Below are 14,527 nucleotides of genomic sequence, written 5' to 3'. Positions count from 1 at the left end.
GTTCGACCGGGGCTCTTCCCGAGTCGGAACGAGACTTTTCCCGCCCGCGGGATTCAGCTCGTGCGCAACGCGCGATCGATCTCGCCCAGGGTTTCCAGCAGCGCGGTTATCGCCTCGCGCAGGTCGTCGGACAGCACGTTGGCGGCGCACAGGTCCTCGACCTCCACGCACTGTTCCAGCAGCTTCTGATGGTTCAGCAGGTAGGCAGTGCCCTTGAGCTTGTGGGCGATGCGCCTGATGGCCGGCAGGTCGCCGCCATCCAGCGCGTGGCCCATGGCCGCGCGCTCGCTTTCGTTGCTGCGCACCACCTGTTCGGCCATGGCCGCACGGATGCCGTCCATGCGCGACGGCATGCCCGCGGGTTGCGGCTGGCCTGCGCCGAACTTGGGAATCAGGCGGTTGAGCCCGGCCAGGTTGATCGGCTTGGCCAGCGCATGGTCCATGCCCGAGGCGCGGCAACGCTCCAGTTCCTCGCGCTGGGCGTCGGCGGTGAGGCCGATGATCAGGCAGGGACGAATCCCCTGCCCCTGCTCCAGGCGGCGGATGGCGCGGGTCATCTCGTGGCCGTCCATCTCCGGCATGTTGCAGTCGGTGATGACGATGTCGACTTCATGCTCGCGCCACGCGGCCAGCCCTTCCAGGCCGTTGCTGGCGGTCAGCGCCCGGTGGCCGAGGTAGCTGACCTGCTGGTACAGCAGGTACTGGCTGGGCAGGTGGTCCTCGACGATCAGCACCGTCAGCGGCCCCTCGGCGCCCTGCCCCGCCTCTTCGCCTTCGGTGGCCCTGGGCTGGGCAGGCTCGGCGATCACCCGGTCCAGGCTGACGCTGAAGGTCATCCGCGTACCGACGCCCACTTCGCTGCGCACGTCCAGGGTGCCGCCCATCAGCAGGCACAGCGACTGGCTGATCGCCAAGCCGAGGCCGGCGCCGGCGTTGGGGTCGTTCACCGCGCCATCGGCCACGAAGAACGGCCTGAACACCTGGTCCAGCTGCGCCGCAGGAATCCCCGCACCGCTATCGACGACCTCGATCACGAAGCGCAGCGCCGCCCCAGCCGGCGCTACCGTGCAACGGACGTCGACGCCGCCCCGTTCGGTGAACTTGATGGCGTTGCTCACCAGGTTGGAAAGGATCTGCTTGACCTTCAGCCCGTCGACCCACACCAGCTCGGCGGCCAGCGGGTCGATGTCCAGGCTCAGGCGCAGCTGTTTCTGCCGCGCCAGGGCCGAGAACACGTTGCCCACCGACTCCAGCAGGTCCTTCATCCGCGCAGGCTCCGGCACCAGCGTCAGCTTGCCCGACTCGATGCGCGAGATGTCCAGGATGTCGCCGATCAACGCCAGCAGGCCGATGGCCGACTCGTAGGCGATGTGCACCGACTGCGCATTCAGTTCGGCGTCGTCCCTGCGCGTCAGCACCAGCTCCAGCATGCCGATGATGGCGTTGAGCGGCGTGCGGATTTCATGGCTCATGGTGGCGAGGAACACTGACTTGGCGCGGCTGGCCTTTTCCGCCGACTCCTTGGCCCGCCGCAGTTCGTCCAGCAGCAACTGGCGTTGCTCCAGGTCGCGGCGCTTGCGGCGGATGCGCCCGCGCTGGACGAGGATCAGCAGAGCCGCCACCACCAGCAGCACGCCGAGCACCTCGAAGGAGCGCTGGATGTACGAGGCCACGCCTTCCCAGTACTTGTCGTCGGTGGCCGAGTTGGCGCGCCAGCGGCCGACGATCTGCAGGTACTGGCGGGGCGTGATTTCCAGCATCGCCTTGTCGAGGATCGAGATCAGCTGTGGCTGCCCATTAGGCGCGGCGAACACGATCTGCGCCCCGGGGCCGTCGAAGATGCCGCCGATCTTCAGGCTGGTCTCGTATTTGTAGGACAGGTAGTAGCGCGCCACGTTGGCCGGCGCCAGCACGATGTCGGCGCTGCCGTCGCGCACCAGCTTGAAGGCCTCGCCCATGGTCTCGGTCTGCTTGAACGCCAGGTGCGGATAGTGGCTGGCAAGCATTTCCGGCAGCAGGTAGCCCCTGGCGATGGCCACCGTCGCCCGGCTGCCGGCATCCAGCGCGCCCTGGCCGGCATCCTGGCGCATCACGAACAGGTAGGGCGCGGTGGCGACGGGCTGGGTATGCAGGTACGGCGGCTGGCGCGGGGTGATTTCCGGCAGGATGCTCAGGCTCGCTTCGCCACGGTCCAGCAAGGCGTCGGCCTCGCTCAGCGAGCTGACGCGGACGATCTTGAAGCGCATGCCGGTCTTGCGCCGGATGATGTCCAGCACATCCGAGGCGATGCCGTTGAAACGCCCGCGGCTGTTGAAGAAGGCGTAGGGCGCCAGGTCCTCGCTGACGGCCAGTTGCACGGTGTCGGCGCGCTCCAGCCAGGCCCGCTCCGACTCGCTCAGGCGGCTGCGGAAATCGTTGAGTTCGCAACCCTCGAGGTCGCCCCAGAGGTACTGCGCGTTGACGGTCTGGCAGCGCGTGAGGCCGCCGAGGGCACGCTGGAAGATACCCTGCAGCAGCGTATTCCCCGGCTCCAGGGCAAAGCCCACCGCCAGTTCGGGCAGTTGCGCGCTCTGGTTGATCGCCAACTGGTTGCTGAACAGCTGGCTGGACAGGTAGTGGGTGGACAGCGTGTCGCCCAGGAAGACGTCGGCATCGCCGGTGAGCACCGCGGCCATGGCCACCAGCGCCGAGGGGTAGTGCTGGATGATGCCGCGTCCGCCGGCGGCGCGGTACATGTCCAGCATGACGTCGTTGGCCACGGCGATGCGCGTCTTGCCATCGGTGGTGCTGTATTCGCGCAGGTCGCCGCCCTCGGCGAACAGCGCCAGCTCGGTCAGCGCGTAGGGCGGCGTCAGCACCAGCCCACGGTGCTGCGCCATCAGCGGGGTGACGTTGCTGACCAGGTCGATGCTTCCGGCCTGCAGCGCGTCGTACATCGCGTCGCGGCTGTGAAACGGGCGCACCCGGATCGGCACGCCCAGCTCGCGCTGCAGGGCCACCAGGTAGTCGGCCATGATCCCTTCCAGTCCCTGCCGCTCGACGAAGATGCGCAGCGGCGGCAAGGGGTCGTGGAGCACGCCGACCACCAGCGTCTTCCTCTGCGCGAGCCAGCCGCGCTCCTGCTCGGTGAGCCGCACCTTCAGCTCATCCAGCGACTGCCGCGCGATGGGCGTGAGGTCCTGCGCCCAGGCCCCGCCCGTGACGCCGCAGAGCACGAGCGATAGCCACACGAGGCAGCGCAGAAGGATCGGCAACGGCTTCACCGACGGCCGGTCAGATGAGGTTGTGCTGGCGGGCGATATCGGCCAGCTCCACGATCGAGGTGACGCTGAGCTTGGTCAGGATGTTGACCTTGTGGCCGCTGACGGTCTTGTTGCTCAGGCTGAGCTTGTCGGCGATCTCCCGGTTGGAGAATCCCTCCGCCAGCAGCTTGAATACCTGCAACTCGCGGTCGGTCAGGTCCTCCAGGTCGCCCACCGCGCCGTCGCCGCCGCCGGGCAGCGGCATCGCGTCCCTGGGGAAGAATACGTAGCCTTCGGCGATGGTCTCGATCGCCTTCATCAGCTTGCCGATCGGCTCGCTCTTGCTGACGAACCCGCTGGCGCCCGCCTGCAGGCAGCGCGTGGCGTAGGTCTCCTTCGTCTGCGAGCTGTACACCAGCACGCGGGTGTCGAGGCGCTCCCGGGTGATGCGCTTGAGCACCGTCAGCCCATCCAGCTTCTCCAGGCCGATGTCGAGGATCACGATGTCCGGCTTCAGGGTTTCGATCATCCGCAGCGCGTCCACGCCGTCGGCCGTCTCGCCCAGCGTCTCGAAACCGACGGAGGCCAGCGCCTGGCGTATGGCCTGGCAGATCAGGGGATGGTCATCGACGATCAGTACAGTCTTGCTCATGAGTCTCGGGCAACCTGGGTGGGAGGAGTGCAAGAAGCGCGAGCCATGCGGCCTGCGACGCCATGTGACGTCGTATGAGCCAGCCTGGGCACGACCGAAATTTCTCGTTTTCCGCAGCGTATTTCCTGCTATTTCGCAAGAAAGTTTGCAGGCAAGGCATCACGAAGACATCAAGCCGCTTGCCAGGAATTTTCCTGATTTTTCTCACCATGGTAGGAGACTTTTCTTGGTCGTACCTCGCCCTCCCCCGCCGAGCCCCATTCCAGACGATCCCCGGAGGAAATCGGGAAGCCTCCCGTGTTGCCCCACGCCTTCCCGCACTACGGTACTTCCCATTTACCGGGAGCCCAGGGGTGCACGAGAAAGGAAAGATCGCGGTGCTCGGAATACACCCCGGCTCGCTGCTGAACTACTGGAGCGCCCTCAACGAACTGGGGCATTACAGCGTCGTCCTCAGTGGCTCGGTGGAAGAGCTGGTGGAGCTTCTGGAGCGAGGCGAACGATTCGAACTGCTGCTCGTCGACGACCTCGGCAAGAGCCTCCATACCCGCTCGCTGGAGCTACTGGCCTGGTATGAGGCCATAGGCTCGATCATCGCGGTGGCAGACGCCAACTCGCAGGAGCGCCAGGCGCTGTTCCGCTGGGCGAGAGCGCAACGCATCCCGTTGCTGGGCGTGCTCCAGGCGCCTTTTCGGCCCAAGGAGCTGGCCAGGCTCATGAGCCTGGGCGGCGATGGCGAAACCGAGCCAAGGGAAATCTTCGGCGGAACCGGCCGATAAGCCCCACCCGCCCCCGTAGGAGCGGGCCCTGCCCGCGATTTCGCGCGCAGGGCGCGCTCCTACAGGTGGATTCGGAGGTGGGCGTGGGGTGTCCGCGAACCGCGCCGATATACCCGGCTATCGCGGACAAGGTCCGCTCCTACGACGGTGCTTCTCCTGTTCCATAGGCCGCGCCGCGGGGCCCTGCCCGCGAATCGCGCGCAGGGCGCGCTCCTACATGGAAATGGCGTGGATGGGGCCGTCGTAGGATGGCGTTGAGCGAAGCGATACCCATCGCCATGGCCGCATGGGTTTCGCCAAGGCTCAACCCATCCTACGAAAAGCGGCAAGGCAGCTCCACGCCTGACGTCCGGGCAAAAAAAGCCCCGCACAAGGCGGGGCTCGGGAACAGCGACGGGCTCAGCCGGCGGGCGTCAGGCAGCGACGCTCGCGCCGTGCTGGCTGCTCTGCGCCAGGTCCAGCAGTTCGCGGTTGGCCACCGCGTACATGGCGTAGTCGGTGCTGGTGGAGGCACGCAGTTCCACCAGCATGGCGCGCCAGCGCTCGGCCATTTCGCGGTGCTGTTCTATCCACAGCGCCACGCGTTCGCCCATGTCCTGCGGGCCGTCCTGCATCTGCAGCACCGAGACGGTGATCGCCCGCTGCTGCCAGTCGAGGTCGTCGCGGAAGGCTTCGCGGGCCAGCGCCTGCCAGTTGTTCTCCACCGGCAGGTTGCTGATCTGCTGCAGGTACCAGGTCAGCTCCAGCTCGCTGCCGATGGCGAAGTAGGCGCGCGCCACTTCGGCCGGGTCGCGGCCGGTGACGTCTGCCGCCTCGATGATCGGCAGCAGGGTGTAAAGGTGGCTGGTGCCGGCGACCATGCGCGCCAGCAGTTCCGGCACGCCGGCGTCGACGTAGGCCTGGTAGCGCGCCTGCCACAGCTCGCGGGTCGGGCCTTCGAGCAGTTCGTTGAGCTTCAGCCCCAGGGCGGCGATGCGCGGGCCGAAGTGGGCCACGTCGCGGGCGGCGTCCTGCTCGTTGCGGCGGCTGCGCAGGAACCAGCGGGTGGCGCGGCGGCCCAGGCGCATCAGTTCGTCCATCAGGGTCAGCTGGACTTCCGCCGGCACCTGGTAGTCGAGCTGCTCGATCTGGCGGAACCAGTGCGGCAGGTGGAACACGTCGCGGACGATCACGTAGGCGCCGGCGACGTTGGCCGGGGTCATGCCGGTGGACTCCTTCAGGCGCTGCACGAAGGTGATGCCCATGTGGTTGACCAGGTCGTTGGCGATCTGCGTGCTGACGATCTCGCGCTTCAGCCGGTGCTTGCGCATGGCCGTGCCGAACTTGGCCACCAGGGTCTGCGGGAAGGCCGTTTCCATGTCGCGGGTGAGGTAGTCGTCATCCGGCACCAGCGACTTGAGCAGCGACTCCTTGAGGTCGATCTTGCTGTAGGAGATCAGCACCGACAGCTCGGCGCGGGTCAGCCCCTGGCCGGCGGCGATGCGTTCGGCCAGGGCCTCGTCGGTGGGCAGGAACTCCAGGGCGCGGTCGAGCTTGCCGCGCGCCTCCAGGTCGTTCATCAGCCGCTTGTACTCGGCGATGCGCTCGCGGGCGCGGCGTTCGGCCAGGCTCAGCGCCTGGGTCTGCTTGTAGTTGTTGCCCAGCACCAGGTCGCCGACCTGCTCGGTCATCTCGGCGAGCAGCACGTTGCGCTGCTTGCCGGTCATGTCGCCGGCGGCCACCACCTCGTTGAGCAGGATCTTGATGTTGACCTCGTGGTCGGAGCAGTCCACGCCACCGGCGTTGTCGATGAAGTCGGTGTTGCAGGCGCCGCCATTGAGGCCGAACTCGACGCGGCCCAGCTGGGTCACGCCCAGGTTGCCGCCCTCGCCCACCACCTTCACCCGCAGCTCGCGGCCGTCCACGCGCAGGGCGTCGTTGGCCTTGTCGCCGACGTCGGCGTGGCTTTCCTTGCTGGACTTGACGTAGGTGCCGATGCCGCCGTTCCACAGCAGGTCCACCGGCGCCTTGAGCAGCGCGTTGATCAGCTCGGTGGGGGTCAGGCGCTCGGCCTGGATGTCGAAGCGCGCGCGCACCTCGGGGCTCAGGGTGATGCTCTTGGCGCTGCGCGGGAACACGCCGCCGCCGGCGGAGATCAGCGAGGCGTCGTAGTCCGACCAGGCCGAGCGCGGCAGGTTGAACAGGCGCTGGCGCTCGGCGAAGCTCACCGCCGGGTCCGGGTTGGGGTCGAGGAAGATGTGCAGGTGGTTGAAGGCGGCCACCAGCTGCAGCTTGTCGGACATCAGCAGGCCGTTGCCGAACACGTCGCCGGCCATGTCGCCGATGCCGATGACGGTGACGCTGTCCTTCTGCACGTCGATGCCGCGCTCGCGAAAGTGCCGCTGCACCGAGACCCAGGCGCCGCGGGCGGTGATGCCCATGCCCTTGTGGTCGTAGCCGGCCGAGCCGCCGGAGGCGAAGGCGTCGCCCAGCCAGAAGCCGTACTCGGCGGCGATGCCGTTGGCGATGTCGGAGAAGGTCGCGGTGCCCTTGTCGGCGGCCACCACCAGGTAGGGGTCGTCCTCGTCATGGCGCACCACGTTGGCCGGCGGCAGCACCTCGCCTTCCTTGAGGTTGTCGGTGATGTCCAGCAGGCCGGAGATGAAGATGCGGTAGCAGGCGATGGCCTCGGCCTGGATCTCGTCACGGCTGCCGCCCACCGGCAGGCGCCGCGGGATGAAGCCGCCCTTGGCGCCGACCGGGACGATCACCGCGTTCTTCACCTGCTGGGCCTTGACCAGGCCGAGCACTTCGGTGCGGTAGTCCTCCTCGCGGTCGGACCAGCGCAGGCCGCCGCGGGCGACCTTGCCGCCGCGCAGGTGCACGCCTTCCACCCGCGGGCAGTAGACGAAGATTTCGTACTTGGGCACCGGCTTGGGCAGCTCGGGGATCGCCCTGGGGTTGAACTTGAAGCTGAAGTAGCTCTTGTTCTGGCCGGCGGCGTCGGGCTGGTAGAAGTTGGTGCGCAGGGTGGCCTTGATCAGGTCCAGGTAGCGCCGCAGGATGCGGTCCTCGTTGAGCACCTGGACGTCGTCCAGGGCACTGAGGATGGCCTGTTCGAGCTTCTGCTGCTTGTCTTCCAGGTCCTCGGCGGTGAGCTTGCGGGCCAGGTAGAAGCGCGTCTTGAACAGCCGCACCAGTTCGCGGGCGATGTCCACGTGGGCGTTCAGCGCGCTGGCGATGTAGCCCAGGTCGAAGCCCAGGCGGATCTGCTTGAGGTAGCGGGCGTAGGCGCGCAGCAGGGCGACGTCGCGCCACGGCAGGCTGGCGGTCAGCACCAGGCGGTTGAAGGCGTCGTTCTCGGCATCGCCGTTGACGATGTGGATGAAGGCGTCCTGGAGGATTTCGTTGAGCTGCTGGATGTCCACGTCCAGGCCTTCGGCATAGGTGAAGGCGAAGTCGTGGATCCAGTACTCGCGGCCGTTGGCGTGGCGCAGGCGGTAGGGGAACTCGCCGAGCACGCGCAGGCCGAGGTTCTCCAGGATCGGCAGCACGTCGGACAGCGCCAGCGGCGCATCGGCGTGGTACAGCTTGCAGTGCAGCTGCTGCTCGCTCTGCGCCAGCGGCTGGTAGAAGCTCATCACCAGCGGGCGGGCCTCGGACAGGCTGAGCAGGTGCTGCAGGTCGACCACCGCGAAGTGCGGGGCGAAGCGCTCGCGGTAGCCGGCCGGGAAGCCCTTGGGGAAGTCCTCGAGGATGTTGGTGCCCTGCCCTTCGCCGAAGTTCTCCACCACCAGCGCGGCGTAGTCGTCCTGCCAGGAACGGCAGGCCTGGATGGCCTCTTCCTCGAGCAGCTTGGTGTCGATGTCGATGCGCGTCTTCGGGTCCACCCGCAGGATGAACTGCACCCGCGCCAGGGTCGATTCGGAGAAGAAGGTCCAGAACTCGCAGTCGCTGGCCTTCAGGCGCTCGCGCAGGACCTGCTCGATCTTGATCCGCGTCTCGGTGGAATAGATGTCGCGCGGCACGTAGGCCAGGCAGTAGGCGAAGCGGCCGTATGGGTCCTTGCGCAGGAACAGGCGGATCTTGTTGCGCTCCTGGATCTGCACGATGGCCATGGCGGTGGCGAACAGCTCGTCCACCGGCGTCTGGAACAGGTCGTCGCGCGGCAGCACTTCCAGCACCTGGGCCAGTTCCTTGCCCAGGTGGCCGTTGGCGTCGAAGCCGGAGCGGCGCTCGACCTCGGCGACCTTGCCGCGGATCGACGGGATCTGGCTGACGCTCTCGTTGTACACCGAGGAGGTGAACAGGCCCATGAAGCGGAATTCGCGCAGCACCTTGCCCTTGGCGTCGATCTCGCGGATGGACACGTAGTCCGGGTAGGCCGGGCGGTGCACGCGGCTGGGGTGCGAGGCCTTGGCGAAGGACAGCAGCAGCGGCTCGCGCAGGTAGGCCACCGCGTAGTCCTCGATGTGCAGGTCTTCCTTGCTCAGGCCGGTGCGCAGCAGCTTGGTCACGCCGAGGAAGGATTTCTCGTCGTAGTTCACCCGGCCGCCGTCGGCCTCGTCGACCACGGTGAACTCCTCGTAGCCGAGGAAGGTGAAGTGGTTGTCCAGCAGCCATTCGAGGAAGGCGCGCACCTCGGCGGTCTCCTCGGCGCGGGCCTTGGCCTTGGACTTGCCGAGCCAGGCCAGCAGTTCCTCGGCCTTGGCGCGCATGGCCGGGAAGTCGGCCACCGCCAGGCGCACCTCGCCCAGCACTTCCAGCAGGGTCTTCTCCAGGGTGCGCAGCTCGCCGACATGGGAGGCGCGGTCGATCTCCAGGTACATCAGCGACTCATGGCGCACGTCCTTGCCCTGGCTGTTCTTCGGCAGCACTTCCAGCAGCTCGCCCTTGGCGTTGCGGCGCACGCTGACCACGGTGGTCTGCAGGGTGTGGATGCTGTAGCCGCGGCGGTTCAGCTCCATGCGCACCGAGTCGACCAGGAACGGCTGGTCCGGGTGCAGCACCTGCACGGCGGTGTGCGTGGACTGCCAGCCGTGCTTCTCGTAGTCGGGGTTGTACACGCGCACTTCCGGCTCGGCCGGGTCGAAGCGCTCCAGCAGGCGCCAGGAGGACAGGGTGCAGCCGACCAGGTCGGACAGGCGGCGCTGGGTCAATTCGTCGAGGGAGATGAGGCTGAAGAACTGTTCGGCGAACAGGGCTACTTGTGGCAGCACCTTTTCGCCGACGTGCTGCGCCAGGGCCGATTGCAGTTGCTGCTGGAAATCGGCTTTGCTGGCCGCGGTGAAGAACGCCATGGTCAATGCTCCGCTTGGCTTGTCATTGGGTGAAGCAAGGGCTTTCTCGAGCTGCGAATCGCCCCGGGAGTGGCGCCGGGCCACCGTCTTCCGATGAAGTTCAGCAGATGCTGGGCATTAATCCAGGCAGGGGAAGCATCCAGGTAGGCGGCCGGACCGCCCGGTCACGATTCACTTGCGGAGCTTAACGAGACGGCGCGGCAATGGGATTACCAAGCCGCGACATATTCGTTCATGCAGGGGTAGCGGGGGCGTGCCGGCCGCCGGCCGGCACGCCCGTCGCGGCGGGCTCAGCGCTCCCAGTCGGGCTTCTGCAGGCGCAGGCCGTGGAGGCCGTCGTAGGCCGCGCGCTGCGGCGGCTGCCAGCCTTCGAGCAGGGCCGGCTCGACGCGGTAGATCTCTACGCCCAGCGGGCGGCAGACGCTCAGCGGGTCCTGCGCCTCGGGGCCCCACATGGGCAGCGACAGGTCGCCGCCCGGGCAGGTGGACAGCGCGCAGAGCACGTCGATCTCGGCGAAGAACTCCAGGTAGTCGCCCTGCTTCGCCGGGCAGGCCTTCATGAAGTACATGTCGTCGTGGTTCAGGCCGGTGCACTGGAAGATGTTCAGCACGTCGTGCACGTCGAACTCGGTGAGGCCGTGGGGCAGCACCGCGCGGGTCAGGTTCGAGTGGCAGTGGTGGTGGAAGTCCTCGCCGGTGAGCATCTTGTTGACGTAGGGGTCGCAGCGCGTGCCGAGCAGGTCGTGCACGCGCCCGCCGTGCTCGTCGATGCCGTAGGCGGCCAGGCTGTCGTCGGTGATGGTCAGCAGCGGGCGGAGGAACGGCAGGTTCGACCACAGGCGGTCGTAGGTGCTGACGTGGGCGCCCTGCAGCTGGCGGGTGCGCGCGGCCCACATGCGCTCGCGCGGGTCGTTGGCGTTCCACACGTTGAAGTCGCCGACCTGCGGACCCACCGGGGTGGTGACGCGGAACAGGTGCCCGGCCGGCACCTTCCAGGCGCGGCCGGTGCGGATCGGCACCTCGAACTGCTCGATCAGGCTGCGCGCGTCCTTGTCCTCGCGCAGGCGGTCGTAGAACGCCTTGTCCACCTGCAGGGCGGAACCCTTGTTGGCCTGGTAGGCGGCGGGATAGTCCTTGTACATGTTCGGTGTCTCCTGGTTCAGAGGGAGTGGGGCGTGCCGAGCAGGTCCAGCAGCGCGTTTTCGGAATCCTCGAGGTAGCTGGCCATGGCCTCCGCCGCCTCGTGCTTGCGGCCGGCGCCGAGCAGGTCGTGGATGTGCCGGTCGCGGTCGATCCAGGGGCGCTGGAAGTTCTCCTCGTTGGGCGCGAGGGAGAACACCAGGCGCATCTGCGCCGCGACGTTGGCGAAGAACTCGTCGAACAGCGGGCTGCGCATCAGCCCGACGATGTGCTGGTGGAAGTGCAGGCTGTGGGTGCCGAAGGCCTGCCAGTCCTCGCGGTCCTGGGCCAGCTCGGCGGCCTCTATGGCCTCCAGCATGCGGTCGGACTGGTACTCGCGCAGCGGCTTGCTGGCGAGGATCGCCTGCAGCTCCAGGGTGCGCCGCACCAGGAAGATGTCGCGCACCTCGGCCAGGCCCAGGCGGCGCACCATCACGCCCTTGTTGCGCACGTAGGTGGCCAGGCCCTCGCGGCCGAGCTGGTGCAGGGCCTCGCGGATGGTGTTGCGCGAGGCGTTGTAGCCCTTCACCAGCTCGCTCTCGATGAGCGCCATGCCCGGCAGCAGGCGCCCGCCGATGATGTCCTCGCGCAGTTCGTTGGCGACCTGGGCCGACAGCGACAGGCCGCCGGCGTCTTTGTTTTTCATCTGCGGCCCTCCTCAGGCCAGTTGAACGTCCTTGAGGAACCGCCCCATGCGCTCGCTGCGCTGCTCCAGCAGCTCGCGCGGCGGCCCGGCCTGGACGATGCGCCCGGCCTCCATGAACACCACGCGGTCGGACAGGCGGAAGGCGAAGTTCATTTCGTGGGTGACGATGACCATGGTCATGCCCTCCTTGGCCAGCTCCTCGATCACCGCCAGCACGTCGCCGACCAGCTCCGGGTCCAGCGCCGAGGTCGGCTCGTCGAACAGCATCACCGCCGGGCGCATGGCCAGCGCGCGGGCGATGGCCACGCGCTGCTGCTGGCCGCCGGAGAGCTGGTGCGGGTACTTGCCGGCGTGTTCGAGCATGCCCACCTTGTTCAGCAGCGCCAGGCTCAGTTGGCGCAGCTCGGCGGCGTCGGCGTGACCATGGTGGTGCGGGGCGAGCATGACGTTCTCCAGCACCGTCTTGTGCGGGAACAGGTTGAAGCCCTGGAACACCATGCCGACCTGGACGATGCCCTGCATGTGCACCTTGTTGCCCAGCGGCCCGCCCGGCTCGCGCGCGCCACGCAGGAACGGCTTGCCGCAGAGAGTCACCTCGCCCTGGTCGAGCGCTTCCAGGCCGTTGAGGGTGCGGATCAGGGTGGTCTTGCCCGAACCCGAGGGGCCGATGATCGACACCACCTCGCCCCAGCGCACGTCGAGGTCGATGCCCTTGAGCACCTCCAACTGGCCGTAGTGCTTGCGCGCCCCGCGCACCTGCAGGGCGAAGGCGCCCTGCCCGGCGCTGGCCTCGCTGCGCCGCGAGACCACCGCCGGCAGCTCGCCGACCGGCACCGGGCGCGGCTGCCGGCGGGTGACGTCGAGGTGGTTCTCCAGGCGCCGCAGCAGGTAGCTGAACACGGTGACGATGAACACGTAGTAGAAGGCCACCGCCAGCATGGTCTCCATCACCAGGAAGTTCTGCGTGTAGAGCTGCTGGCCGACCAGCAGGATTTCGCTGAGGGAAATCACCGAGACCAGCGAGGTCAGCTTGACGATGGTGATGTACTCGTTGGCCAGGGTCGGCAGCGCCACGCGCAGCGCCTGGGGAATCACGATCAGCCACTGCACGCCGCGGTAGCCGATGCCCAGCGCCTTGCCCGCCTCCAGCTGGCCCTTGGCGACCGCCAGCAGGCCGCCGCGGTGGATCTCCGCTATATAGGCCGTCTCGCTCAGGACCATGGCGATCAGCCCGGCGCCGTAGGGGTTGGAGAGCAGCGCGCTGGTGCCGGGGAAGACCTGCGGCAGGTTGTAGACGAAGATCAGCAGCACCAGCAGCGGCAGGCTGCGGAAGAACCAGATGTACAGCGCCGCCGCGTCGCGCAGGTAGCGCCGCGAGGATTGCCGGGCCAGGGCCACCAGGAAGCCGAGGACGATGCCCAGCAGCCAGGTTTCCAGGCTCAGCTCCACCACGGTGCCCACCGCGTGCCAGAAATCGGCGTTCCACAGCAGGCCCAGGGCATAGTGCCAATCGAAATGCATGTTCTTGCTCCGTATTGCTCGGCCGGTCGTCGGTTCAGTTGCCCAGCGCCTGGGCGACGTCCGCCGCGCTCGGTTCGGCGAGGTTGTAGCGCGCCAGCAGGGCCTGGTATTCGCCGTCCTGCTTCATGGCCTCGAAGCCCTGGCGCAGGCCGTCGAGCAGTTCGCCGTTGCCCTTGCGCACGGCCAGGCCGATGACCACCGGGTAGATCAGCTCGCGGGAGGCGATCTGCAGGCGGCCCTGGAGCTTCTCGGCGGTGATCTTGGCCACCGCGGCGTTCTCGAACTGCACGTCCACCGCCTTGGCCAGCAGCGCCTGGGCGGCCTCGGGCGAGGTGGGGAACTCGCGCGACTGGATCGCCGGCTTGCCCTGGGCCTCGCAATACTGGCGGGACACCTCCAGCAGCCTGGGAATCCACGAGCCGCCCTTGATCGAGGCCACGCGCTTGCCGCACAGGTCCTCGGCGCGCTGCGGGCGGAAGTCGTCGTCGCTGCGCACCAGCAGCGAGGCGCCGCTCTTCAGGTAGGGCAGGAAGTCCACCTGGCGGGCGCGCTCGGGGGTGACGTAGAGCGCCGAGGCGACCACGTCGAAGCGCCGCGCGTTGACGCCCATCACCAGGTTGGCGAAGCGGGTGTCGCGGAACTCCGGCTGCAGCTGCAACTGCTTGCCCAGCGCCCTCATGAACTCCGGGTCGAAGCCGGCGGGCTGGCTCTGCTCGAGGTAGGCGTAGGGTGGGTAGGTGAGGTCCGAGCCGATGCTCAAGCGGCCCGCCTCCAGGGTGCCGGTTACCGCCGCCATGGCCGGTGCGGCCAGCGCCAGTACGCCGGGTAACGCCAGTGCCGCCAGCCAGCCCGCCTTGCCTGCAAATCGCTGTTTCATGGTGAAGCCCTCGTACGGTGATTGTTCAACAATCTTTGCGTTACGAGTAATCAAACTTGATGCCAATTAATAAGAAGGCCGACTGAAAATGGCGTTGGGAAGGAAAAAATCCGCGCTTTCGGGGGAAGTGCCGGCGCCCACATGCCCCACTACGGGGCGGGCGTTACCAAATGGAGCAGCGTGCTAGCGAAAGGCTACCCAGCGCCCCGGCGGTAACAGCGACAAACCAGGCAACGAGCAGGCTGCACGGCCTAAGGTGGCCGGTAACACGCCGGGAAACGCTCCGTTATCCGTGCCGCCTGCGGGCTGGGCCAGGCGTGGATGGCCTGGCGCAGCGCCTGCGCGGTAGCGG

8 protein-coding genes are annotated in these 14,527 nt (G+C 67.6%); 1 reads left to right on the top strand and 7 read right to left on the bottom strand.

From position 1 onward, the window contains the following. Positions 1 to 53: 53 nt before the first annotated feature. Entirely contained in the window at positions 54 to 3,230 is a 3,177-nt protein-coding gene (locus PcP3B5_RS09125) for an ATP-binding protein (protein ID WP_237143078.1), read from the bottom strand. A 43-nt stretch (positions 3,231 to 3,273) separates the two neighbouring features. Next, positions 3,274 to 3,894, bottom strand: coding sequence for a response regulator transcription factor (locus PcP3B5_RS09120; protein ID WP_009621263.1), 621 nt, complete (start codon positions 3,892 to 3,894; stop codon positions 3,274 to 3,276). A 353-nt stretch (positions 3,895 to 4,247) separates the two neighbouring features. Between PcP3B5_RS09120 and PcP3B5_RS09115 the strand changes: the two genes are divergently transcribed. Then, positions 4,248 to 4,673 (top strand): hypothetical protein, encoded by a 426-nt coding sequence (locus PcP3B5_RS09115; RefSeq protein ID WP_145923866.1) that lies wholly within the window; start codon positions 4,248 to 4,250, stop codon positions 4,671 to 4,673. 413 nt (positions 4,674 to 5,086) lie between these two features. Here PcP3B5_RS09115 and PcP3B5_RS09110 read toward each other — a convergent pair whose 3' ends face one another. The 5 genes from PcP3B5_RS09110 to PcP3B5_RS09090 form a co-directional block, all read right to left on the bottom strand. Beyond that, complete coding sequence (locus tag PcP3B5_RS09110) at positions 5,087 to 9,952, bottom strand: NAD-glutamate dehydrogenase (protein ID WP_061561073.1); 4,866 nt, start codon at positions 9,950 to 9,952, stop codon at positions 5,087 to 5,089. Between the two features lie 290 nt (positions 9,953 to 10,242). Next, positions 10,243 to 11,094, bottom strand: a complete 852-nt coding sequence (locus PcP3B5_RS09105) for an urea carboxylase-associated family protein (protein ID WP_061561072.1) — start codon at positions 11,092 to 11,094, stop codon at positions 10,243 to 10,245. A 17-nt stretch (positions 11,095 to 11,111) separates the two neighbouring features. Further along, the gene (locus PcP3B5_RS09100) at positions 11,112 to 11,777 is read right to left on the bottom strand and encodes a GntR family transcriptional regulator (RefSeq protein WP_043267379.1); all 666 of its coding nucleotides are present in this window, start codon (positions 11,775 to 11,777) and stop codon (positions 11,112 to 11,114) included. A gap of 12 nt (positions 11,778 to 11,789) precedes the next feature. Then, the gene (locus PcP3B5_RS32370) at positions 11,790 to 13,298 is read right to left on the bottom strand and encodes an amino acid ABC transporter permease/ATP-binding protein (protein WP_061561071.1); all 1,509 of its coding nucleotides are present in this window, start codon (positions 13,296 to 13,298) and stop codon (positions 11,790 to 11,792) included. 34 nt (positions 13,299 to 13,332) lie between these two features. Continuing rightward, positions 13,333 to 14,175: an ABC transporter substrate-binding protein gene (locus PcP3B5_RS09090; protein ID WP_061561070.1), complete on the bottom strand. Its 843-nt coding sequence runs from the start codon at positions 14,173 to 14,175 to the stop codon at positions 13,333 to 13,335. Between the last annotated feature and the right edge of the window lie 352 nt (positions 14,176 to 14,527).

Origin of the sequence: Pseudomonas citronellolis, assembly GCF_001586155.1 — a bacterium.
In the GTDB taxonomy this organism is placed as follows: Bacteria; Pseudomonadota; Gammaproteobacteria; order Pseudomonadales; family Pseudomonadaceae; genus Pseudomonas; species Pseudomonas citronellolis.
The sequence above is the reverse complement of the archived record's forward strand: the minus strand, read 5'-3'. Positions and strand labels throughout refer to the sequence as shown.

Coding starts and splice junctions, on each gene's coding strand:
- PcP3B5_RS09120 (WP_009621263.1), bottom strand. CDS start 3,894: ATGAGCAAGACTGTACTGATCGTCGATGACCATCCCCTGATCTGCCAG.
- PcP3B5_RS09110 (WP_061561073.1), bottom strand. CDS start 9,952: ATGGCGTTCTTCACCGCGGCCAGCAAAGCCGATTTCCAGCAGCAACTG.
- PcP3B5_RS09105 (WP_061561072.1), bottom strand. CDS start 11,094: ATGTACAAGGACTATCCCGCCGCCTACCAGGCCAACAAGGGTTCCGCC.
- PcP3B5_RS09100 (WP_043267379.1), bottom strand. CDS start 11,777: ATGAAAAACAAAGACGCCGGCGGCCTGTCGCTGTCGGCCCAGGTCGCC.
- PcP3B5_RS32370 (WP_061561071.1), bottom strand. CDS start 13,298: ATGCATTTCGATTGGCACTATGCCCTGGGCCTGCTGTGGAACGCCGAT.
- PcP3B5_RS09090 (WP_061561070.1), bottom strand. CDS start 14,175: ATGAAACAGCGATTTGCAGGCAAGGCGGGCTGGCTGGCGGCACTGGCG.